This is a genomic window from Klebsiella sp. GFKo11 (assembly GCF_056490265.1).
On record NZ_CM151369.1, the window covers coordinates 449,578 to 472,529 of the forward strand.

The following is a 22,952-nucleotide window of genomic DNA, read 5'->3' on the forward strand; positions in this document are numbered from 1 at the left end:
TTTTCACCCTCTATGATCGTTTGGGGATTGGGTCCACACTTAATCCATCGAAAACATACGGGGGTGCAACATGATCTTTTTACGCAAAGCTAACGAACGCGGCCACGCTAACCACGGCTGGCTGGATTCCTGGCATACTTTCTCTTTTGCTAACTATTACGACCCGAACTTTATGGGCTTCTCGGCGCTGCGGGTTATCAATGATGACGTGATTGATGCAGGCCAGGGTTTCGGTACCCATCCGCATAAAGACATGGAAATCCTGACCTATGTGCTGGAAGGCGCGGTTGAACACCAGGACAGCATGGGTAACAAAGAGCAGGTTCCGGCGGGTGAGTTCCAGATTATGAGCGCAGGCACCGGGATCCGTCACTCTGAGTACAACCCGAGCGACACCGATAAACTGCACCTGTATCAGATCTGGATCATGCCGGAAAAAAATGGCATCACCCCGCGTTACGAGCAACGTCGCTTTGACGCCGCGCAGGGCAAACAACTGGTGTTGTCACCGGATGCACGTGATGGCTCGCTGAAAGTGTTTCAGGATATGGAGTTGTACCGTTGGGCGCTGCTGAAAGATGAGCAGTCAGTGCATCAGATTGCCGCCGAACGTCGCGTGTGGATTCAGGTAGTGAAAGGCGAAGTGACCATTAATGGGACCAAAGCGACCACCAGCGATGGTCTGGCGATTTGGGATGAGCAGGCGATTTCCGTACACGCCGATAGCGATAGTGAGATACTGCTGTTCGATCTGCCGCCGGTATGATTCATTTCTAAAGAAGTCTAAATAAATTGCGCACCCTTCCCAAACATCCGGGAAGGTTGCGCTTTGTCCGTGATAAACTGAGAAAATGTTTCCCATTTATCACAGTCAGGACGATGAAAAAGAAAAGACCCGTACTTCAGGATGTAGCCGATCTTGTCGGCGTGACCAAAATGACGGTCAGTCGCTATCTACGTAACCCGGAACAGGTTTCCGAGGCGCTGCGTGGCAAGATAGCCGTTGCTCTCGATGAACTGGGTTATATTCCAAATCGCGCCCCTGACATCCTCTCTAATGCCACCAGTCGCGCCATTGGCGTGCTGCTGCCCTCGTTAACCAACCAGGTCTTTTCGGAAGTGTTGCGTGGTATTGAAAGCGTTACTGACGCTTTTGGTTATCAGACCATGCTAGCGCACTACGGCTATAAGCCGGAAATGGAAGAAAAACGCCTGGAATCGATGCTCTCCTGGAACATCGATGGCCTGATCCTCACCGAACGTAGCCATACGCCGCGCACGCTGAAAATGATTGAAGTGGCCGGGATCCCGGTTGTCGAACTGATGGACAGCCAGTCGCCGTGCCTCGATATTGCCGTCGGCTTTGATAACTTCGAAGCGGCCCGGCAGATGACCGCGGCGATCATCAATCACGGCCACCGCCACGTTGCCTATCTTGGCGCACGTCTCGACGAACGTACTATCATCAAACAGAAGGGGTATGAGCAGGCGATGCTTGATGCCGGGATGATGCCCTACAGCGTGATGGTCGAACAGTCTTCCTCTTTTTCATCGGGAATTGAGCTGATGCGCCAGGCGCGTCGCGAATATCCGCAGCTCGACGGTATCTTCTGCACTAACGACGACCTGGCGGTTGGCGCGGCGTTCGAGTGCCAGCGCCTGGGGCTGAAAATCCCTGATGATATGGCGATTGCCGGTTTCCACGGTCATGATATCGGCCAGGTGATGGAGCCGCGTCTGGCCAGCGTTCTCACGCCGCGTGAGCGTATGGGGCGTATTGGCGCTGAACGTCTGCTGGCACGCATTCGCGGTGAAGTAGTGACGCCTAAGATGTTAGATTTAGGTTTCACATTGTCACCGGGTGGATCTATTTAAACTGACAAATTTGAAGTAGATCACACATATTCACATCTGGCACGAATGGTTATTGCTTCTCCACAAGTCCGGCATGACAATGTTACCGATAACAGTTACCCGTAACAATTAATCTGTACGCGAGCATTTCATGCCTTTTAAAGCAGCCAGGCTGCGCGTATGTGTCCAGTGGGAGGAAGCTTTGAGCACGACTAACCATGATCACCACATCTATGTCCTGATGGGCGTTTCCGGCAGTGGTAAATCCGCCGTCGCCAGCGAAGTGGCGCATCAACTGCATGCCGCGTTTCTCGACGGCGACTTTCTGCATCCGCGCAGCAACATCAACAAGATGGCTTCGGGCGAACCGTTAAACGATGACGACCGCACCCCGTGGCTGCAGGCATTGAACGATGCCGCATTCGCCATGCAGCGTACCAACAAAGTGTCGCTGATTGTCTGTTCTGCGCTGAAAAAGAGCTACCGCGACATCCTGCGCAAAGGTAACCCGAACCTCTCCTTTATCTACCTGAAAGGCGATTTCGAGGTAATTGAAAAACGCCTGAAGGCGCGCAAAGGCCACTTCTTTAAAACCCAGATGCTGGTGACGCAGTTTGAAACGCTGCAAGAACCGGGCACAGAAGAAAGCGATGTTTTAATCGTCGATATCGACCAGTCATTGGAAGGCGTGGTCGCCAGCACCATTGAGGTGATCAACAAAGGCAGTAACTAGTGAGTACATTAACGCTTGTTTTAACAGCAGTCGGCTCCGTTTTGCTGCTGCTGTTTTTAGTCATGAAGGCGCGTATGCATGCCTTCGTGGCTTTGATGGTGGTTTCTATTGGAGCAGGTCTTTTTTCCAGAATGCCGTTGGATAAAATCGCGGCGACGATGGAAAAAGGCATGGGCGGCACGCTGGGCTTTCTGGCAATCGTCGTCGCGTTAGGGGCAATGTTCGGTAAAATCCTGCATGAAACCGGCGCGGTCGACCAGATTGCCGTCAAGATGCTGAAATCTTTCGGTCACAGCCGCGCTCATTATGCGATTGGCCTGGCCGGGCTTATCTGCGCGTTGCCGCTGTTTTTTGAAGTCGCGATTGTTCTGTTGATTAGCGTGGCCTTCTCGATGGCGCGCCATACCGGTACCAACCTTGTGAAGCTGGTGATCCCGCTGTTTGCCGGGGTGGCTGCTGCTGCGGCATTTCTTCTGCCGGGGCCTGCGCCGATGCTGCTGGCTTCGCAGATGCACGCCGACTTTGGCTGGATGATCCTGATTGGCCTGTGCGCGGCAATTCCGGGGATGATCATTGCCGGGCCGCTGTGGGGCAATTTTATTAGCCGCTACGTTGAGCTGCACATCCCTGATGATATTAGCGAGCCGCACCTTGGTGAAGGCAAAATGCCGTCATTCGGCTTCAGCCTGTCGTTAATTCTGCTGCCGTTAGTGCTGGTTGGCCTGAAAACTATCGCCGCGCGCTTTGTACCGGAAGGTTCTACCGCCTACGAATGGTTTGAGTTTATCGGCCATCCGTTTACTGCGATTCTGGTTGCCTGCCTGGTGGCTATCTATGGCCTGGCGGTACGTCAGGGGATGGCGAAAGACCGGGTGATGGAGATTTGCGGCCATGCGCTCCAGCCTGCGGGCATTATCTTGTTGGTGATCGGCGCGGGCGGCGTGTTCAAACAGGTACTGGTTGACTCGGGCGTGGGTCCGGCGCTGGGCGAAGCGCTGACCGGCATGGGTCTGCCGATTGCGATCACCTGCTTCGTGCTGGCTGCGGCGGTGCGTATTATTCAGGGTTCCGCGACCGTCGCCTGCCTGACGGCTGTTGGCCTGGTGATGCCGGTTATCGAACAGTTGCACTACAGCGGCGCGCAGATGGCAGCGCTCTCTATCTGTATCGCCGGTGGCTCTATTGTGGTCAGCCACGTGAACGACGCGGGCTTCTGGCTGTTCGGTAAGTTTACCGGCGCGACCGAAGCGCAAACGCTGAAGACCTGGACGATGATGGAAACCATCCTCGGCACCGTCGGCGCGATTGTTGGTATGATTGCGTTCACGTTGTTGAGTTAAATGTAAGAAATAATGCCCGGCTGAGCAAAGCGACGCCGGGTGAGATTTCCCCACCCAACTTTTTTACTCGAAATCCTTCGTTTTACCCCCACTTAAATCCCCACGATGAGAAATACGACGAACGTCACAGATATCATCAACCCGCGCCAGCACTGGGTTTGTCGGGTTTTGTCAGGAAGATTAAAGCTACTGAATTTCCGCTCTGATCCATAATCCGGATCAATAAAATAGCGCGAGAAAATATTCCCTTCGCAATACAAATACCCTGATAATCATTACAGTTTTCCGGGATGCCAATGATGGTAGCCACGATGCAGAATTAGTTGCGTTACTGATTGCCAGGCAATCATTGATTAATTTCACTTGCGACTTTAGCTGCATTTTGTAATGTGAGGGATTAACCAGTAGGAAACTGGCTTGGCACAAACAGCACACACCTCGCAGGAATACGTTATGAAAAATGTTGGTTTTATCGGCTGGCGCGGAATGGTCGGCTCTGTCCTGATGCAACGCATGGTTGAAGAGCGCGATTTTGACGCCATTCGCCCTGTTTTTTTCTCCACCTCCCAGTTGGGGCAGCCTGCTCCATCTTTTGGTGGCAGTACCGGTGGCACGCTTCAGGATGCGTTTGACCTGGAAGCACTGAAGGCGCTGGACATTATTGTCACGTGTCAGGGCGGCGATTACACCAACGAGATTTACCCGAAGCTGCGTGAAAGCGGCTGGCAGGGGTACTGGATTGACGCGGCCTCTTCGCTGCGCATGAAAGATGACGCGATTATCATTCTTGACCCGGTGAACCAGGACGTTATCACCGCTGGCTTGAACAACGGTGTGAAGACCTTTGTTGGTGGTAACTGTACCGTCAGCCTGATGCTGATGTCCCTTGGCGGCCTGTTTGCTCAGGATCTGGTTGAGTGGGTCAGCGTGGCGACTTACCAGGCGGCTTCCGGCGGCGGCGCGCGGCATATGCGCGAGCTGCTGACTCAGATGGGGCAGTTGCATAGCCATGTCGCGACAGAGCTGGCGAACCCGGCTTCCGCCATTTTGGATATTGAACGCAAAGTGACGTCGTTGACCCGCAGCGGCGAGCTGGCGGTGGACAACTTTGGCGTACCGCTGGCAGGCAGCCTGATCCCTTGGATCGACAAACAGCTGGATAACGGTCAGAGCCGCGAAGAGTGGAAAGGCCAGGCGGAGACCAACAAAATCCTCGCGACCGCTTCGGCGATTCCGGTAGACGGCCTGTGCGTTCGCGTTGGCGCGCTGCGTTGTCACAGCCAGGCGTTCACCATCAAGCTGAAAAAAGATGTTTCAATCCCGACCGTTGAGGAACTGCTGGCTGCGCACAATCCGTGGGCCAAAGTGGTACCGAACGATCGTGACATTACCATGCGTGAGCTGACCCCAGCTGCCGTGACCGGCACCTTGACCACCCCGGTGGGTCGCTTACGTAAACTGAACATGGGGCCTGAGTATCTGTCGGCCTTCACCGTCGGTGACCAGCTCTTGTGGGGCGCAGCTGAACCGCTACGCCGCATGCTGCGACAGCTGGCATAAAAAAACAGGATGAGCAAAAAGGGGTGATAGAACACCCCTTTTTTTTGCGTAATACAAGGAGTAAACGCGGATGTTTGATTTTTCCCAACGGAGGTAACGCAGCCTTGGCTATGCTTTAAGTAAGGGGCAATGATGTCTCCTTACCTGAAGGTGGGACGGAGCAGGAGGATGCACATTGTGCTGCGCCGTTCAGGTCAAAAAAAGTCGCCGGATGCAGGAAAAGGCGGCACTTACAACAGGATGAAACCATGTCTAATCGTATTGATAGGGACGTGATTAATGCGCTTATTGCTGGCCATTTTGCGGATCCTTTTTCCGTACTTGGTATGCATTGCACCGAAGCCGGGCTGGAAGTTCGCGCATTATTACCTGACGCCACCGATGTGTGGGTCATTGAACCGAAAACCGGACGCAAAGTTGGCAAGCTTGAATGCCTTGACTCGCGCGGTTTCTTTAGTGGCGTTCTGCCGCGACGTAAAAACCCTTTTCGCTATCAGTTGGCCGTGACCTGGCATGACCAGCAAAACCTGATCGACGACCCCTACCGTTTCGGCCCTCTGTTGCAGGACCTGGACGTATGGCTGCTGTCGGAAGGCACGCATCTGCGCCCCTATGAAACGCTGGGTGCGCACGCCGATACCATGGACGGCGTCATTGGGACGCGTTTTTCAGTTTGGGCACCGAACGCTCGCCGGGTCTCCGTCGTCGGCCAGTTTAACTACTGGGACGGCCGCCGCCACCCGATGCGTCTGCGCAAAGAGTCCGGCATCTGGGAGCTGTTCGTTCCCGGAGCCGTGAACGGCCAACTGTATAAATTCGAGCTTATTGATGCCCACGGCAAGCTACGGGTGAAGTCTGACCCTTACGCTTTTGAAGCGCAGATGCGCCCGGACAGCGCTTCGCTTATCTGCGGGCTTCCGGAGAAAGTTGAGCAGCCGCAGGTGCGTAAACAGGCTAACGGGTTTGATGCGCCAATATCTATCTATGAAGTCCATCTCGGCTCCTGGCGTCGCCATACCGATAACAATTTCTGGCTGAGCTATCGTGAGTTGGCCGATCAGCTAGTGCCGTATGCCAAATGGATGGGCTTTACCCATCTGGAGCTGCTGCCGGTTAATGAACATCCGTTTGACGGTAGCTGGGGCTATCAGCCAACCGGGCTATATGCGCCAACCCGCCGTTTCGGCACCCGAGAAGATTTCCGCTACTTTATCAACGCCGCACATGCTGCTGGCCTTAACGTCATCCTTGACTGGGTGCCGGGTCATTTCCCATCGGATGATTTTGCCCTTGCGTCGTTTGACGGCACCTCGTTGTATGAACATAGCGATCCGCGCGAAGGCTATCATCAGGACTGGAACACGCTGATTTACAACTACGGTCGCCGCGAGGTCAGCAATTTCCTGGTTGGCAATGCGCTGTACTGGATTGAGCGCTTTGGCATTGATGCGCTGAGGGTCGATGCGGTGGCATCGATGATTTATCGCGACTACAGCCGCAAAGAGGGCGAGTGGGTGCCGAACGAATTCGGCGGCCGGGAAAACCTCGAAGCCATTGAGTTCCTGCGTAACACCAACCGGGTCCTGGGCGAACAAACGCCGGGCGCGGTGACGATGGCGGAAGAGTCGACCGATTTTGCTGGCGTATCTCGCCCTTCATCTGATGGTGGTCTGGGTTTTTGGTTTAAGTGGAACCTTGGCTGGATGCACGACACCCTTGATTACATGAAGTTAGATCCGGTGCATCGTCGCCATCATCACGACAAGATGACTTTCGGCATGCTCTATAACTATACCGAGAACTTTGTGTTGCCGCTCTCCCACGACGAAGTGGTGCACGGTAAAAAATCGATTCTTGACCGTATGCCGGGTGACGCCTGGCAGAAGTTCGCCAACCTGCGTGCCTACTACGGCTGGCTGTTTGCCTTCCCGGGTAAAAAGCTGCTGTTTATGGGCAATGAGTTTGCACAAGGACGCGAGTGGAATCACGACGGGAGCCTCGACTGGCACCTGCTGGAAGGCGGTGATAACTGGCACCACGGCGTTCAGCGCCTCGTGCGCGACCTGAACCATACCTATCGTCACCATAAAGCATTGCACGAGCTGGATTTTGACTCTTACGGCTTCGAATGGCTGGTGGTCGACGATCATGAGCGCTCGGTATTTATTTTTGTCCGTCGTGACAAGGCTGGTAATGAAATCATCGTGGCCAGCAACTTTACCCCGGTGCCGCGTCATGAATACCGTTTTGGTATCAACCAGCCGGGGAAATGGCGTGAAGAGTTGAATACCGACTCCATGCATTACCACGGCAGCAATACAGGTAACTGTGGGGTTGTTGAAAGCGAAGCGATTGCCAGCCACGGTCGTGAATACTCTCTCTCGATCACGCTGCCGCCGCTGGCGACGGTGTGGCTGGTGCGGGAGGCACAATGATCGTGCTCACGGCAGGAAAGCCCGCGCCGTTGGGGTCTTGCTACGACGGTAAGGGAGTGAACTTCGCCCTCTTTTCCGCCCATGCGGAGCGGGTGGAACTCTGTGTGTTCGATGAGCAGGGCAACGAACGGCGTGTCGACCTGCCCACACGCAGTGGTGATATCTGGCACGGTTGGCTCGCTGATGTCGGGCCGGGATTGCGCTACGGCTACCGCGTCCACGGTCCGTGGGATCCGGCGCAGGGGCACCGCTTTAACCCGGCGAAACTGCTGCTCGATCCCTGCTGCCATCAGGTTGACGGTGCGCTGCCTGATGATGAGCGTCTTCATGGCGGCGATTGCGACCCCGATAACCGCGATAGCGCGGTAATAGCGCCGAAATCGCGAGTGGTGGATCTGCATTACGACTGGCGCGGTGATAAGCCGCCGCGCACGCCGTGGGGTCAGACGGTCCTTTATGAAGCCCACGTCAAAGGGCTGACGTACCTGCATCCTGAACTACCCGAGGCGATTCGCGGCACTTACAAGGCTTTGGGTCACCCGGTGATGATCGACTACTTCCGCACACTGGGTATTACTGCACTAGAGTTAATGCCGGTGGCGCAGTTCGCCAGCGAGCCGCGTCTCCAGCGGATGGGGTTAAGCAACTACTGGGGCTATAACCCATTGGCGATTTTCGCCCTTGATACGCGCTATGCCAGCGAGCCGGAACGGGCGCTCAATGAGTTTCGCGATGCGGTAAAAGCGCTGCACGCCGCGGGCATTGAAGTGATCCTCGACGTGGTGCTGAACCATAGCGCTGAAATAGATCTTGAAGGGCCGACCTTCTCCCTGCGCGGAATCGACAACCGTAGCTATTATTGGATCAGAGAAGACGGTGATTATCACAACTGGACCGGCTGCGGGAACACCATCAACCTCAGCCATCCGGGCGTGGTTGAGTATGCCCGTCAGTGTCTGCGTTTTTGGGTGGATGAGTGTCACGTTGATGGTTTTCGTTTTGACCTGGCGTCAGTCATGGGCCGCATGCCGGAGTTTCGTCAGGATGCACCGTTGTTTGAGGCTATCCGTAACGACCCGCGTCTGGCGGAAGTGAAGCTGATCGCTGAACCCTGGGATATTGGCCCCGGCGGCTATCAGGTCGGTAATTTTCCGCCGCTGTTTGCTGAATGGAACGACCATTTCCGCGATACCGCGCGTCGTTTCTGGTTACAACAAAATGTCTCGTTGGGCGATTTCGCTCAGCGGTTTGCTGCCTCCAGCGATGTTTTTCAGCGCAATGGACGGCAGCCTGCGGCAGCGGTCAATCTGGTCACCGCGCACGATGGTTTTACCCTTCGCGACTGCGTTTGTTTCAATCAGAAACATAATGAGGCAAACGGCGAAGAGAATCGCGATGGGACTAACAATAACTACAGCAACAATCATGGTATAGAGGGATTAGAAGGGAATCTTGCTGTGATTGAACGGCGCCGTGCCAGCGTCCACGCCCTCCTGGCGACGCTGCTGCTGGCGCAAGGAACGCCTATGCTGCTGGCGGGTGACGAACAGGGTCACAGCCAGCATGGCAACAACAATGCTTATTGTCAGGACAATGCGTTGACCTGGCTGGACTGGAACCATACGAACCGCGGGCTGACCGCGTTCACCGCCGCGCTGATTCATCTGCGCCGACGTATTGCGGCATTAACCGCTAATCGTTGGTGGCAGGAGGGTGACGGCAGTGTTCGTTGGTTAAACCAGAATGCGCAGCCGCTGTCTGCCAATGAATGGCAGCATGGTGCACCGCGTATGCAGATCATATTGTCCGATCGCTGGTTGATAACGCTCAATGCTACCCCTGAGGTGGCGGAGATGGTTTTACCTGCGGGGGAATGGCGCGCCATTCCACCTTTCGCCGGAGAGGATAATCCGGTCATTATGGCTGTCTGGCATGGGCCCGCGCACGGAGTGTGCGTATTTCAAAGGTCGTAAACCTCGAGGCTTCCGGTTGGTCTCGAAGCGGCGGCGCGGCGAGAAGGGCAGGCAAGCTGGGGAGTAAAAAAGGAGTTAATTATGGTTGGGGTAGAAAAGAACGATCCGTTGATGCTGGCACGTCAGTTGCCGATCAAATCTGTTGCGCTGATCCTTGCCGGGGGACGTGGTACCCGTCTGAAGGATTTAACCAATAAACGTGCGAAACCTGCTGTCCATTTCGGCGGTAAGTTCCGTATTATCGATTTTGCGTTATCTAACTGTATTAACTCAGGTATTCGCCGCATCGGCGTCATCACCCAGTATCAATCACATACTCTGGTGCAGCATATCCAGCGCGGCTGGTCGTTCTTCAATGAAGAGATGAACGAATTTGTCGACCTGCTGCCCGCTCAGCAAAGGATGCAGGGCGAAAACTGGTATCGTGGCACGGCGGATGCGGTGACGCAGAACCTCGACATCATCCGCCGCTATAAGGCGGAGTATGTGGTGATCCTTGCGGGCGACCATATTTACAAGCAAGACTACTCACGCATGCTGATCGACCATGTCGAAAAAGGGGCGCGTTGCACTGTGGCCTGTATGCCAGTGCCCATTGAAGAAGCACCGGCGTTTGGCGTGATGGCGGTTGACGAAAGCGAGAAGATTATCGAGTTCGTCGAAAAACCGGCTAACCCACCGGCGATGCCGGGGGATGCGAGCAAATCGTTGGCGAGTATGGGTATCTATATCTTTGATGCGGATTACCTTTATGAGCTGCTGGAAGAAGATGATGGCGATGAGAACTCCAGTCACGACTTTGGTAAAGACATCATTCCAAAGATAACCAAAGCTGGCATGGCTTATGCACATCCTTTCCCGCTCTCCTGCGTGCAGTCAGACCCGCAGTCTGAGCCGTACTGGCGCGATGTCGGTACCCTTGAAGCGTACTGGAAGGCCAACCTCGACTTGGCGTCGGTGACGCCGGAACTGGATATGTACGATCAGAACTGGCCGATTCGCACCCATATGGAACCTTTGCCGCCAGCAAAATTCGTCCAGGACCGCTCAGGCAGTCATGGAATGACGCTGAACTCATTGGTATCCGGCGGCTGCATTATCTCCGGCTCCGTGGTCGTTCAGTCGGTGCTGTTCCCGCGCGTGCGGGTGAATTCATTCTGTAACATTGATTCGGCAGTCTTGTTGCCAGAGGTTTGGGTTGGCCGTTCGTGCCGCCTGCGTCGCTGCATTATTGACCGCGCCTGCGTGATCCCGGAAGGTATGGTTGTCGGTGAAAATGCGGAAGAGGATGCACGTCGTTTCTACCGCTCGGAAGAAGGTATCGTGCTGGTCACCCGCGACATGCTGCGGAAATTGGGGTACCCACAGGAGCGCTAATGCAGGTATTACATGTATGTTCGGAGATGTTCCCGCTGTTAAAAACCGGTGGACTGGCGGATGTGATCGGCGCGCTGCCTGCGGCGCAAATTGCACAGGGCATCGATACCCGCGTGCTGCTGCCCGCGTTCCCTGATATCCGCCGCGGTATTACCGATGCGCAGGTAGTGACTCGCCGGGAGACCTTTGCCGGTCCTGTTACCCTGCTGTTCGGACATTTTGACGGCGTGGGCATCTATTTGATTGATGCTCCACATCTCTACGATCGCCCAGGGAGCCCTTACCACGATACCCATCAGCATGCTTATACCGATAACGTGCTGCGCTTTGCGCTGCTGGGCTGGGTGGGCAGCGAGATGGCCTGCGGCCTGGACCCATTCTGGCGTCCTGATGTCGTCCATGCCCACGACTGGCATGCGGGCCTGACGCCTGCATACCTGGCGGCGCGCGGCCATCCGGCTAAATCGGTCTTTACGGTACATAACCTGGCCTACCAGGGCATGTTCTACTCATGGCATATGAATGACATTGAGCTGCCGTGGTCGTTCTATAACGTTCATGGTCTGGAATTTAACGGTCAGATCTCCTTCCTGAAAGCCGGTCTTTATTATGCCGACCACATTACGGCGGTTAGCCCGACCTATGCTCGCGAAATTACCGAGCCGCAGTTTGCCTACGGAATGGAAGGTTTGCTGCGCCAGCGTCAGCATGAGGGTCGTCTGTCAGGGATCCTCAATGGTGTTGACGATAAAATCTGGAATCCGCAAAACGATCTGCTGCTGGCCACACGCTATGACCGCGATCGTCTGGAAGAGAAGGCCGAGAATAAGCGTCAGCTGCAAATCGCCATGGGGCTGAAGGTGGATGACAAAGCGCCGCTGTTTGCTGTTGTCAGCCGACTGACCAGCCAGAAAGGGCTGGACCTGGTGCTGGAAGCGCTGCCGGGCCTGCTTGAGCAGGGAGGCCAACTGGCGCTGCTGGGGGCCGGAGATCCGGTGCTGCAAGAGGGATTCCTTGCCGCCGCCGCTGAGCATCCTGGCAAAGTTGGCGTGCAGATTGGTTACCATGAAGCCTTCTCGCACCGCATTATGGGCGGCGCGGATGTGATTCTGGTGCCGAGCCGCTTTGAGCCGTGCGGTCTAACTCAGCTGTATGGCCTTAAGTACGGCACGCTGCCGCTGGTTCGGCGCACGGGCGGTCTGGCGGATACCGTTTCCGACTGCTCGCTGGAAAACCTTGCTGACGGTCTCGCCACCGGGTTTGTTTTTGAAGATAGTAACGCCGTGTCGTTACTGAGGGCTATTCGACGCACATTCGTTCTGTGGTCGCGCCCGTCGCTCTGGCGCTACGTTCAGCGTCAGGCGATGAATATGGATTTTAGCTGGCAGGTTGCCGCAAATTCTTACCGCGAACTTTATCAGCGCTTGCTGTAACCAGGAGCCAACGCTATGAATGTACCTTTTAGCTACTCATCACCCACGCTGAGCGTTGAGGCGTTAAAACACTCTATTGCTTATAAACTGATGTTTATCATCGGCAAAGATCCGGCTATCGCTAACAAGCATGAATGGCTCAACGCCACGCTGTTCGCCGTTCGCGATCGCATGGTGGAGCGCTGGCTGCGCTCAAACCGCGCCCAGCTTTCGCAGGAGGTTCGTCAGGTCTATTACCTGTCGATGGAGTTTTTGATTGGCCGAACCTTGTCTAATGCGCTGCTGTCGTTGGGGATCTATGACGACGTCAACAACGCGCTGGAAGAGATGGGGCTGAACCTTGAAGAGCTGATTGACGAAGAAAACGACCCCGGCTTAGGCAACGGTGGTCTGGGTCGCCTGGCGGCCTGCTTCCTCGATTCTCTGGCGGCGCTGGGTTTACCGGGCCGCGGTTATGGTATTCGCTACGACTACGGCATGTTTAAGCAGAACATCGTCGATGGACGACAGAAAGAGTCCCCGGATTACTGGCTGGAATATGGTAACCCGTGGGAGTTTGAGCGCCATAATACTCGCTATAAAGTCCGTTTTGGCGGACGTATTCAGCAGGAAGGTAAAAACTCGCGCTGGGTGGAAACCGAAGAGATCCTCGCCGAAGCCTATGACCAGATTATCCCTGGCTTTGATACCGACGCCACTAACACGCTGCGTTTGTGGAGCGCCCAGGCCAGTAGCGAAATTAACCTCGGGAAATTCAACCAGGGTGACTACTTCGCGGCGGTAGAGGATAAAAACCACTCTGAAAACGTCTCCCGCGTGCTCTATCCGGATGATTCCACCTATTCCGGGCGCGAGCTGCGCTTGCGTCAAGAATATTTCCTCGTTTCGGCGACGGTGCAGGATATCCTCAGCCGTCACTATCAGCTGCATAAAACCTACGCCAATCTGGCGGATAAAATCGCCATTCACCTCAATGACACCCACCCGGTGCTGTCGATTCCTGAGCTGATGCGCCTGCTGATTGACGAGCATAAGTTCAGCTGGGATGAGGCGTTTGAGGTGACCTGCCAGGTCTTCTCTTACACCAACCATACCCTGATGAGCGAAGCGCTGGAGACCTGGCCTGTTGAGATGCTGGGTAAAATCCTGCCGCGTCATTTGCAGATTATTTTCGAGATTAATGACTACTTCCTGAAGACCTTGCAGGAACAGTATCCCAGCGATACCGCGCTGTTGGGCCGCACATCGATTATCGATGAGTCTAATGGTCGTCGCGTGCGCATGGCCTGGCTGGCGGTGGTTGTCAGCCATAAGGTTAACGGCGTGTCTGAGCTGCACTCCCGGTTGATGGTGGAGTCGCTGTTCGCTGAATTTGCGAAAATTTTCCCGATGCGCTTTACCAACGTTACCAACGGCGTGACGCCTCGCCGCTGGCTGGCGGTGGCCAACCCGCCGTTGTCGAAAGTGCTTGATGAGAATATCGGTCGTACCTGGCGTACCGACCTGAGCCAGCTTAAGGAGCTGGAGCAGCACATTGACTATCCGACGGTGAATAAAGCGGTACGGCAGGCCAAGCTTGAGAACAAGCAGCGGCTGGCGAACTACATCGGCCAGCAGCTTAACGTGGTGGTGAACCCGAAAGCGCTGTTTGACGTGCAGATCAAGCGTATTCACGAGTACAAACGCCAGCTGATGAACGTGCTGCATGTGATTGCTCGCTACAATCGCATTAAGGCCGATCCTGATGCCGAGTGGGTGCCGCGAGTGAATATCTTCGCCGGGAAAGCGGCTTCCGCTTACTACATGGCCAAGCATATTATTCATTTGATCAACGACGTGGCGGCGGTGGTGAATAACGATCCACAGATTGGCGATAAGCTGAAAGTGGTGTTTATTCCTAACTACAGCGTGAGCCTGGCGCAGTTGATCATTCCGGCGGCGGATCTCTCTGAGCAGATTTCGCTGGCGGGAACTGAAGCCTCCGGGACCAGCAATATGAAGTTCGCGCTCAACGGCGCGTTAACTATCGGTACGCTGGATGGCGCTAACGTTGAGATGCTGGAGCACGTCGGCGAAGACAATATCTTTATCTTCGGTAATACCGCGGAAGAAGTTGAAGCGCTGCGAGCCAGTGGCTACAAACCGCGCGAATACTACGAGCAGGATGAAGAGTTGCATCAGACGCTGACGCAAATCGGCACCGGTCTGTTCAGTCCGTCGGAGCCGGGCCGCTATCGCGACCTGCTGGATTCGCTGATTAACTTTGGCGACCACTATCAGGTGCTGGCAGATTACCGCAGCTATGTGGATTGTCAGGATAAGGTGGACGAACTGTATCGTCATCCGGAAGAGTGGGCCAATAAAGCGATGCTCAATATTGCCAATATGGGCTATTTCTCCTCCGACCGTACGATTAAAGAGTACGCCGATCATATCTGGCATATCGACCCGGTCAGGCTGTAGTGGGTTAAACCTTGAGAACGGGGCCAAATGATGGCCCCGTTTTTTTATGCCGTTATTTCAGATAAGTGCAGGGGAGGGAGAAGAGGACAGACGGCTTATACTCCGGCCATAGCAGGGATTTGCGGATGGAAAAATGAAAAACGCAAAATGGCTTTTGTTGTCGATAGTAATGGCATTTATTGGCGTTCCGATATTAACGCATGTGGTTGCTTTCGTGGTTGGGACGTTTGGGGCATTGGTTGCCATTGTTGAGGATAGCATTAACGTCCCCACCCGCGTCTCGGATGTTACAACGCTGCTGATGTTTATGCTGGGCGGCGGCGCAATGTTTGCCAGCGGTCGCCTGTGGGCGCATGAGAATATAACGGAAGAAAGGGCTGAATGGCGTGATTGCCTGCTGCTCTTACCCGCGCTGCTGGCGCTTCTAACCTGGATCATTCTACTGCAGTGGGCAGGGCTGAGTTTTCGCAATATTGGGGCTATCTGGCAGACCATAACGCTGCTGCCCTGGCTTGGTGTTAACGTCATCTCTATTCTGAGCGGCTGGTATTGGGGCATTGTCGTTATTCCGGTCGGAACACAGCTTTGCTTTATGCTGGGATATAGCGGATCGCGCCTGAACTTGAGCACCGGTAATGCCGGCTGTTGTCGGCGTATTATGCTGGTCATTATTGCGTTGTTGAGCAGCTATGCGGCTTATCAGGCATGGCAATATAGCGAAAAATACCCTTCGAATGATTCCACGCGTACCATCAGCGAACGTATTAATTCCGGTGATTTTGAACCTGCCGAAAATAGCAAGCTCACTGCTTTGCAGGGGGAGCCTGAATTAAAATTAATGCATAACTGGCCGCGAATGGACGGGGCGACGGCAGCGTTGCCGCTGTACGCGTCAGCGTTTTATGGCCTGAGCGTATTACCTGCTGATGCCCGGTCATGGGAGTATCTGCAAAACTCACGTACGCCTGAAGCCTGGAATAATCTTATCGCGGGCAAAACCGATATTATTTTCGTCGCTCAACCTTCCGCAGGACAAAAACAACGGGCGGAAGCATCCGGTGTAAAACTGATTTATACCGCCTTCGCTCGTGAGGCTTTTGTGTTTATTACCAACAACGAAAATCCCGTTCAGTCGCTTACCGAAGGGCAAATCCGCGATATTTTTAGCGGGCAAATTACTCGCTGGAGCGATGTCGGCGGGGAGAATAAGATTATCCAGCCCTGGCAGCGCCCGGAGGATTCCGGTAGCCAGACGATAATGTTAGCCAAGGTGATGCAGGGTATGCCGATGGCGCGGCCAACCGAGACGGAAGTCGCAACCTCAATGAACGGCGTAATTAATCAGGTCGCCGAATATCAAAATACGCGTGGGGCGATTGGCTACACCTTCCGCTATTACGCAACCCAGATGAATGACAACAAATATATTCAGCTACTTGCAATCAATGGCATCGCACCCTCAGTAGAAAATATTCATAACGGGACCTATCCCTACGTTGCGGATGTTTATATGGTCACTCGTGAAAACCCGACGACGGAAACGCAAAAACTGGTGAATTGGTTTGTCAGCCCGCAGGGGCAGCGGTTGGTGCAGGATGTGGGCTATGTGCCGCTGTATCCGGTGGCAGAATAATGGAAGAGGTTAAATTATATATACAGCTGGCGGGCGTTGATCCTGCCAGCGGCGCTGATATTCGAATTGCGCGATGTGGGTCCACCGTCTGGCATAAAGATATCGTAGCGGAGCTGATTAATCAGGTTCTCGATGAAAGTGAGAAATTTATCGGGATGCAGGGGCTGGAAGGACTGCGCGCATACGATGTTATGTTGGGAATTGGCTTAATATCCAGCGGTATCTGGCCGGGGTTTTCTCTGGATCCCGATACGATTAACCGCATTAGCGACTGCGGAGCGGCGCTGGACTTTGATCCTTATATTGAAAATGAGCCAATGCATACCTGTGAGCGTGAAACTCACGATGATTTCACGATAGCGTTCTCCGCGCTGGGTTTTCATCGCCAGCGAAGCGTTATCGCAATTCGTGCGCTTAGAGAATACGCCAACGTGGCAGATGTTTTCATCGTATTATCGAACAGAGCTATCATCTTTTTCGCCGCTACCGAGTACCTGCTCATTTTAACATCTGCTGCCATTACTGTTTCAGCGCACAACGCAGCTTCCGTTTTTTCTCTCTACTACGCTTTGGCCCGATGCCGTATGCGGTTCTCGTAGGTCAGGTAAGGCGTTAGCCGCCACCTGACAAGAATGCGGCACGATAGGCGACGAACCAGAACCGGTTCGTCACCCCGCATCGGCTTTACGACGCCAGCGACAGCTCAGACTTTCCCACGTGCTGCACCAGCCATTCGCTGATGCGGTCCTGCTGTTCGGCGTTCAACCACATTCCCTGCTTGGTTCGCCGCCATATCGCATCGTCCAGGGTTCGTACCCATTCATGTTCGACCAGGTATTTTAGTTCTGCTTCGTAAAACTCGTGACCAAAATCTTCGCCGAGATCGGCCAGTGACGTGGCTTCACCGAGGATCCACTCGCTATTGCTGCCGTAGGTTCGGGTGTAGTGGCGTGCCAATGACTCGCTGATAAATGAGAAGCGACGGCGCAGCTTTGCCGCATAATCATCACGGTCGCTACCGATATCGCCGCCGGGCAGAATGGCGGTTTTGGTCCATGCCGGGCCGATGCCTTTGTAGTAAGGCGTTAGTTTTTCCAGCGCGTGTTCGGCAAGCTTACGATAGGTGGTGAGCTTGCCGCCAAACACTGACAGCAGCGGAGCCTGCCCGTTCTCATCATGAATATCGAGAGTGTAATCGCGGGTGATCGCCTGCGGTGAGTCGGATTCGTCATCGCACAGCGGACGCACGCCGGAGTAAGTCCAGACGATATCATCGCGAGAGAGCGTCTTTTTAAAATGCGCGTTATAGACGTTCAGCAGGTAGTTGATCTCTTTGTCATCGATCGCCACGGCTTTCGGATCGCCGTTGTACTCAACGTCGGTGGTACCGATTATTGAGAATTCGTCCATCCACGGGATCACAAACACAATGCGTTTATCTTCGTTTTGCAGAATGTAGGCCTGCTTCTGGGTATGCACGCGCGGCACGACAATATGGCTACCCTTAATCAGGCGGATGCCATAGGGCGATGGTAGATGCATACCGTCGTCAAAGAATTGTTTGACCCACGGGCCGGTGGCATTCACCAGACCGCGCGCCTGCCAACTGAACTTCTCGCCGCTATCAATATCTTCCGCTTCGACAATCCACAAACCGTTCTCGCGCTTTGCGGAAATAGCGCGGGTACGCGTACGCACTTCCCCACCTTTACGCACGACCATTTGGGCATTGGCCAGCACCAGACGCGCATCATCAACCCAGCAGTCGGAATATTCGAAACCGCGCACGATTTCAGGTTTAAGTACCGATTCCGAGCCAAAACGCAATCCAGTTGAGCTGGGTAAACTGGTGCGCTTGCCCAGATGATCGTACATAAACAGACCGATGCGGATCATCCAGGCCGGGCGCAGGTGCGGGCGATGCGGTAAACGAAAGCGCATCGGAAAGGCGATGTGCGGAGCCATTTTTAACAACACTTCACGCTCGGCCAGCGCTTCGCTCACCAGGCGGAATTCGTAGTGTTCAAGGTAGCGCAGCCCGCCGTGAATCAGTTTTGAGCTGGCGCTGGACGTGGCGCAGGCCAGGTCGTTTGCCTCCAGCATCAGCACGGATAAACCACGCCCTGCGGCGTCTGCCGCGATACCGGCACCGTTGATGCCTCCTCCTATCACAATCAGATCTTTGGTTTCCACGCTCGCTACCTCTTACACTTTCGTTTAAGTTCACAAATGTTCGATATCGCTCAATATAGCAAACAATCGCGTCATTGGTAACATCAAAAAAACATTTCAGAGTGATGTGTGTAACATATTGGCGTTTATTTACCGCCTGGCTGTACACTAGACGGTAAAATCGCGAGCGCTTATCAGCCGCCTGCCTATATAGAGAAGAGAGCATATGGATCACTTTGAATGTATTAACGTAGAAGAAGCCCACCAGAAAATGCATCAGCAGACGGCGGTGCTGGTGGATATTCGCGACCCGCAGAGCTACGCGATGGGGCATACGCCGGGCTCTTTTCATCTGACCAACGATACGCTGGGTGCGTTTATGCGCGATAACGACTTTGAGACGGCCGTTATGGTGATGTGTTATCACGGCAATAGCAGTAAAGGCGCCGCGCAGTATCTGCTCCAGCAGGGCTACGACAAGGTGTACAGCGTGGATGGCGGATTTGATGCCTGGCATCGGCATTTTCCGGCGGAAGTAGCGCATGGCGCGCTTTAGGCGTTAGCGCAGGTTATGGCTATAATATCCCCCTTTGTGTGGAATAAGCGATCCGCTGCATGTTAATGATTACCTCTTTTGCCAACCCTCGCGTGGCCCAGGCGTTTGTCGACTATATGGCGACGCAGGGGATTATTCTGACTATCCAGCAGCATACGCAGAGCGATGTCTGGCTTGCTGATGAGAGCCAGGCCGGGCGGGTTCATGCCGAGCTGGCCCGCTTTCTGGAAAATCCTGCCGATCCGCGCTATCTGGCTGCCAGCTGGCAGTCGGGGCACACCAATAGCGGCCTGCACTATCAGCGTTTCCCCTTTTTAGCGACGCTTCGCCACAACGCCGGGCCGTTTACATGGGGGATTTTATTCGCCTGTATTGCAGTGTTTGTGCTGCAAACAGTTCTTGGCGATCAGCCGGTTATGCTACTGCTGGCCTGGCCCTACGATCCTTCGCTGAAATTTGAGGTCTGGCGTTACTTTACTCACGCTTTCATGCACTTCTCGCTGATGCACATTCTGTTCAACCTGCTATGGTGGTGGTACCTCGGCGGAGCGGTGGAGAAGCGCATCGGCAGCGGAAAGCTGGTGGTGATTACCGTGATCAGCGCCCTGCTGAGCGGCTTTGTTCAACATCAGTTTAGCGGTCCGTGGTTTGGTGGCTTATCGGGTGTGGTCTATGCGCTGATGGGCTATGTCTGGCTACGCGGCGAACGCGACCCGCAAAGCGGCATTTTTTTGCAGCGCGGCTTGATACTCTTCTCTTTAGTATGGTTAATTGCTGGCTGGTTTGACGTTTTCGGCATGTCGATCGCGAACGGTGCCCACGTGGCTGGTCTGGCGACCGGGCTGGCGATGGCGTTTGTTGATACGCAGAATGTGCGAAAGCGAACGTAGAGACTCCCAGGGATATTTCATGAAACAAACACAACGTCATGACGCGATTATCGAGCTGGTAAAAAAACAAGGATACGTCAGTACTGAAGAGCTGGTTGAGCAGTTTGCCGTCAGCCCGCAGACCATTCGTCGCGATCTGAATGATTTAGCCGAACAAAAAATGATCTTGCGCCACCACGGCGGCGCGGCGCTGCCTTCCAGTTCGGTGAACGCTTCCTGGCACGACAGGAAGTCGACCCAAACCCAGGAGAAAGAGCGTATTGCCCGCAAGGTGGCGAGTGAAATCCCTGACGGCGCGACGCTGTTTATCGATATCGGCACCACGCCTGAAGCGGTGGCCCATGCGTTGTTGAACCATAACGACCTGCGCATCGTCACCAATAACCTCAACGTCGCTAATACGCTGATGGTGAAAGAGGATTTCCGCATTATTCTGGCGGGCGGCGAACTGCGCAGCCGCGATGGCGGTATTATCGGCGAAGCGACCCTGGACTTTATCTCCCAGTTCCGCCTTGATTTCGGCATTCTCGGCATCAGCGGCATTGACAGCGATGGCTCGCTGCTCGAGTTTGACTACCACGAAGTGCGCACCAAACGGGCGATTATTGAAAACTCGCGCCACGTGATGCTGGTTGTTGACCACTCTAAATTTGGCCGTAACGCGATGGTCAATATGGGCAGCATCAGCATGGTCGATGCAGTCTACACCGACGTGATGCCGCCAGCTGGCGTGCTGAAAGTGATAACCGACAACAACCTTCAACTGGAGCTGTGCTGATTCTTCAGCGTTTCCCAGGTCAGGCCAAAGCGCGCGAGATATTTTCGCAGCCGGTCTGCATCGTTGATGGTGGCTTTACCGAGGCGTGAGACGTTAAAGAGTTGGCGTCCGGCATCGGAAATGGTTTTTGCCTGCTGACATACGACAATGACGTTTTGCAGATGCAGTCGGTCGAACAGGTCCAGATTTTCCGCCTCCGCCCCTAATAGCGCATCGAGCACTGAGGGGCGGTTATCATTCCAGCTATAGCGCAGGCGCTCAATCTCATCTTCTACCGTGTTTACCGTGATGCGACCGTTGTCCGCCAGGGTTGCCATACGGGTGACGCTGGCGGAAAGCTCACGGAAGTTGCCGCTCCACGCCGCCTGTGGTGAGGTGGCGAAGGCCAGCCAGGCGCGACGTGCTTCGGTGTTGAAGCGCACGCTATCGCCAGTCAGCGTGGCATGACGCTCAATTTCATAATCGAGGTTCGGCTCGATATCTTCCTGCCGCTGGCGCAGACCCGGCAGTTCAAACGTCCACAGATTGATACGCGCATACAGATCCTCGCGGAATTTACCCTGGGCAACCAATTGGCGTAAATCGCGCACGGTACCGGCGATAAGCTGGAAATCACTGCTCACCTGCTGGTCGCTACCGAAGGGATAAAAGCGTTTTTCTTCAATAGCTTTGAGCAGCATCGCTTGTTCATCTGCCCCCAGTTCGCCAATCTCATCGAGAAAAAGCATCCCACCGTTGGCGCTGCGTAGCAGACCGGCACGCTCTTCCCGCGCGCCGGTAAACGCCCCTTTGACATGACCAAACAGCGTCGACATTGCGGTGTCGCCGCGCAGAGTCGCGCAGTTCACCTCAACAAACGCGCCGCTAAACTGATGGCGTGCCAGCTTTAATTCATAGATGCGGCGGGCCAAAAATGATTTGCCCGCGCCGGTCGGGCCGTTAAGCAACATGGGTGAACGGGAGCGGATGGCGACGCGCTCAATATGCTCGATCATGCGGTTGAAATGCGGATTGCGGGTCTCGATACCGGATTTCAGGAAGTTAAGCGTCTCTTCGCGCTCCTGGGCAAAGCGGCTGGCGATATTGTTGTAACGACTGAGATCGAGGTCGATGATCGTCACTTCGCCCGTGCTATGCGGCTTATCTTTCTTACGCGGTGGTGAGGTCTGGGCTAACCGCGCCGGGAGATAGCGTGCTTCGGCCAGTAAAAACCAGCAGATCTGGGCGACGTGGGTGCCGGTAGTGATGTGAATCAGATAGTCTTCATCTTCAGGATGGAACCTGTGGCTGCGGGCGAAATCATGCAGGCAGGCGTAAACCTCTTCGAAGTCCCATGGATTGCGGATGGCTATCTCGACGCCAATGACTTCCGTTTCCGGTGATACGCTGGCGATATCCTGTTTTAAGGTTTCAAACAGCCCCCGCGAACGCGCGTCATACAGCAGCTCCAGGCGATGGACGACTAACGTTTCCTGCTGGCACAGGCTTAAGGTTGGTCGCCATTTTTCCCAGCGTTGGCTGCCGCGGCCAACATAATCCAATACCGTACCGACAAAACCAAAAGCGACTGTTTTGCGCATCTTAGATTTCCTTATAAAAGACGATATTTAATTATCGTCTTTTGGCTTATGCCGCGCAGCGGTTTTTTCGTTAAAACGAAGAGGGAAGTAATTAATTCATAAAAATCAATAAAATATAATCATTTTTAAAATCTGGCACGGTGGTTGCAATAGTCATGGCATGGAGAATAACGGA

The 22,952-nt window shown here is 54.4% G+C and carries 17 protein-coding genes; 15 read left to right on the forward strand and 2 right to left on the reverse strand.

What is annotated here, in order from left to right; genetic code table 11:
• Window positions 1-70 precede the first annotated feature (70 nt).
• The 12 genes from AC07P6_RS02075 (at window position 71) to AC07P6_RS02130 (ending at window position 17,400) form a co-directional block, all read left to right on the forward strand.
• Window positions 71-766 carry a pirin family protein gene (locus tag AC07P6_RS02075; protein ID WP_110274922.1) on the forward strand — a complete coding sequence of 232 codons (696 nt, stop codon included), beginning with the start codon at window positions 71-73 and terminating at the stop codon, window positions 764-766.
• A gap of 113 nt (window positions 767-879) precedes the next feature.
• Window positions 880-1,875 (forward strand): gluconate operon transcriptional repressor GntR, encoded by a 996-nt coding sequence (gene gntR, locus AC07P6_RS02080; protein WP_110274923.1) that lies wholly within the window; start codon window positions 880-882, stop codon window positions 1,873-1,875.
• 181 nt (window positions 1,876-2,056) lie between these two features.
• Window positions 2,057-2,587: a gluconokinase gene (gene gntK / locus AC07P6_RS02085; RefSeq protein ID WP_110275063.1), complete on the forward strand. Its 531-nt coding sequence runs from the start codon at window positions 2,057-2,059 to the stop codon at window positions 2,585-2,587.
• Entirely contained in the window at window positions 2,587-3,927 is a 1,341-nt protein-coding gene (gntU, locus tag AC07P6_RS02090) for a gluconate transporter (RefSeq protein ID WP_478315567.1), read from the forward strand. Before gntK ends, gntU begins: the two co-directional genes overlap by 1 nt.
• Before the next feature lie 453 nt (window positions 3,928-4,380).
• Window positions 4,381-5,487, forward strand: a complete 1,107-nt coding sequence (asd, locus tag AC07P6_RS02095) for an aspartate-semialdehyde dehydrogenase (protein WP_182235151.1) — start codon at window positions 4,381-4,383, stop codon at window positions 5,485-5,487.
• A gap of 248 nt (window positions 5,488-5,735) precedes the next feature.
• Window positions 5,736-7,922, forward strand: coding sequence for a 1,4-alpha-glucan branching enzyme (gene glgB, locus AC07P6_RS02100; protein WP_478315568.1), 2,187 nt, complete (start codon window positions 5,736-5,738; stop codon window positions 7,920-7,922).
• Complete coding sequence (gene glgX, locus AC07P6_RS02105) at window positions 7,919-9,895, forward strand: glycogen debranching protein GlgX (RefSeq protein WP_478315569.1); 1,977 nt, start codon at window positions 7,919-7,921, stop codon at window positions 9,893-9,895. Before glgB ends, glgX begins: the two co-directional genes overlap by 4 nt.
• An 81-nt stretch (window positions 9,896-9,976) precedes the next feature.
• On the forward strand, window positions 9,977-11,272 hold the full coding sequence (gene glgC, locus AC07P6_RS02110; protein WP_182235148.1) for a glucose-1-phosphate adenylyltransferase: 1,296 nt from the start codon (window positions 9,977-9,979) through the stop codon (window positions 11,270-11,272).
• Entirely contained in the window at window positions 11,272-12,705 is a 1,434-nt protein-coding gene (gene glgA / locus AC07P6_RS02115; RefSeq protein WP_142513338.1) for a glycogen synthase GlgA, read from the forward strand. Before glgC ends, glgA begins: the two co-directional genes overlap by 1 nt.
• Window positions 12,706-12,720: 15 nt before the next feature.
• On the forward strand, window positions 12,721-15,168 hold the full coding sequence (gene glgP / locus AC07P6_RS02120) for a glycogen phosphorylase (protein WP_110274929.1): 2,448 nt from the start codon (window positions 12,721-12,723) through the stop codon (window positions 15,166-15,168).
• A gap of 133 nt (window positions 15,169-15,301) precedes the next feature.
• The gene (locus tag AC07P6_RS02125; RefSeq protein WP_478315570.1) at window positions 15,302-16,801 is read left to right on the forward strand and encodes a PstS family phosphate ABC transporter substrate-binding protein; all 1,500 of its coding nucleotides are present in this window, start codon (window positions 15,302-15,304) and stop codon (window positions 16,799-16,801) included.
• A complete protein-coding gene (locus tag AC07P6_RS02130; protein WP_478315571.1) occupies window positions 16,801-17,400 on the forward strand; it encodes a hypothetical protein in 600 nt (199 codons plus the stop codon). The genes AC07P6_RS02125 and AC07P6_RS02130 overlap by 1 nt, the downstream gene beginning before the upstream one ends.
• A gap of 85 nt (window positions 17,401-17,485) precedes the next feature.
• Here the strand turns inward: AC07P6_RS02130 and glpD are convergent, their stop codons facing one another.
• Window positions 17,486-18,994 carry a glycerol-3-phosphate dehydrogenase gene (gene glpD, locus AC07P6_RS02135; protein ID WP_478315572.1) on the reverse strand — a complete coding sequence of 503 codons (1,509 nt, stop codon included), beginning with the start codon at window positions 18,992-18,994 and terminating at the stop codon, window positions 17,486-17,488.
• A 205-nt stretch (window positions 18,995-19,199) separates the two neighbouring features.
• On the opposite strand from glpD, the gene glpE reads away from it, so the two are divergent.
• Genes glpE through AC07P6_RS02150 form a run of 3 tightly spaced genes read left to right on the forward strand, consistent with a single transcriptional unit; the run spans window position 19,200 to window position 21,197 of the window.
• Window positions 19,200-19,529 carry a thiosulfate sulfurtransferase GlpE gene (glpE, locus tag AC07P6_RS02140; RefSeq protein ID WP_110274936.1) on the forward strand — a complete coding sequence of 110 codons (330 nt, stop codon included), beginning with the start codon at window positions 19,200-19,202 and terminating at the stop codon, window positions 19,527-19,529.
• 59 nt (window positions 19,530-19,588) lie between these two features.
• Window positions 19,589-20,419, forward strand: coding sequence for a rhomboid family intramembrane serine protease GlpG (gene glpG / locus AC07P6_RS02145; RefSeq protein WP_110274937.1), 831 nt, complete (start codon window positions 19,589-19,591; stop codon window positions 20,417-20,419).
• A gap of 19 nt (window positions 20,420-20,438) precedes the next feature.
• Entirely contained in the window at window positions 20,439-21,197 is a 759-nt protein-coding gene (locus AC07P6_RS02150) for a DeoR/GlpR family transcriptional regulator (RefSeq protein ID WP_110274938.1), read from the forward strand.
• On the opposite strand, the gene rtcR is transcribed toward AC07P6_RS02150, so the two are convergent.
• A complete protein-coding gene (gene rtcR / locus AC07P6_RS02155) occupies window positions 21,179-22,777 on the reverse strand; it encodes an RNA repair transcriptional activator RtcR (RefSeq protein ID WP_478315573.1) in 1,599 nt (532 codons plus the stop codon). The two genes, AC07P6_RS02150 and rtcR, sit on opposite strands and share 19 nt — an antisense overlap.
• Window positions 22,778-22,952: the final 175 nt, after the last annotated feature.

Coding starts and splice junctions, on each gene's coding strand:
- AC07P6_RS02075 (WP_110274922.1), top strand. CDS start 71: ATGATCTTTTTACGCAAAGCTAACGAACGCGGCCACGCTAACCACGGC.
- gntR (WP_110274923.1), top strand. CDS start 880: ATGAAAAAGAAAAGACCCGTACTTCAGGATGTAGCCGATCTTGTCGGC.
- asd (WP_182235151.1), top strand. CDS start 4,381: ATGAAAAATGTTGGTTTTATCGGCTGGCGCGGAATGGTCGGCTCTGTC.
- glgB (WP_478315568.1), top strand. CDS start 5,736: ATGTCTAATCGTATTGATAGGGACGTGATTAATGCGCTTATTGCTGGC.
- glgX (WP_478315569.1), top strand. CDS start 7,919: ATGATCGTGCTCACGGCAGGAAAGCCCGCGCCGTTGGGGTCTTGCTAC.
- glgC (WP_182235148.1), top strand. CDS start 9,977: ATGGTTGGGGTAGAAAAGAACGATCCGTTGATGCTGGCACGTCAGTTG.
- glgA (WP_142513338.1), top strand. CDS start 11,272: ATGCAGGTATTACATGTATGTTCGGAGATGTTCCCGCTGTTAAAAACC.
- glgP (WP_110274929.1), top strand. CDS start 12,721: ATGAATGTACCTTTTAGCTACTCATCACCCACGCTGAGCGTTGAGGCG.
- AC07P6_RS02125 (WP_478315570.1), top strand. CDS start 15,302: ATGAAAAACGCAAAATGGCTTTTGTTGTCGATAGTAATGGCATTTATT.
- AC07P6_RS02130 (WP_478315571.1), top strand. CDS start 16,801: ATGGAAGAGGTTAAATTATATATACAGCTGGCGGGCGTTGATCCTGCC.
- glpE (WP_110274936.1), top strand. CDS start 19,200: ATGGATCACTTTGAATGTATTAACGTAGAAGAAGCCCACCAGAAAATG.
- glpG (WP_110274937.1), top strand. CDS start 19,589: ATGTTAATGATTACCTCTTTTGCCAACCCTCGCGTGGCCCAGGCGTTT.
- AC07P6_RS02150 (WP_110274938.1), top strand. CDS start 20,439: ATGAAACAAACACAACGTCATGACGCGATTATCGAGCTGGTAAAAAAA.
- rtcR (WP_478315573.1), bottom strand. CDS start 22,777: ATGCGCAAAACAGTCGCTTTTGGTTTTGTCGGTACGGTATTGGATTAT.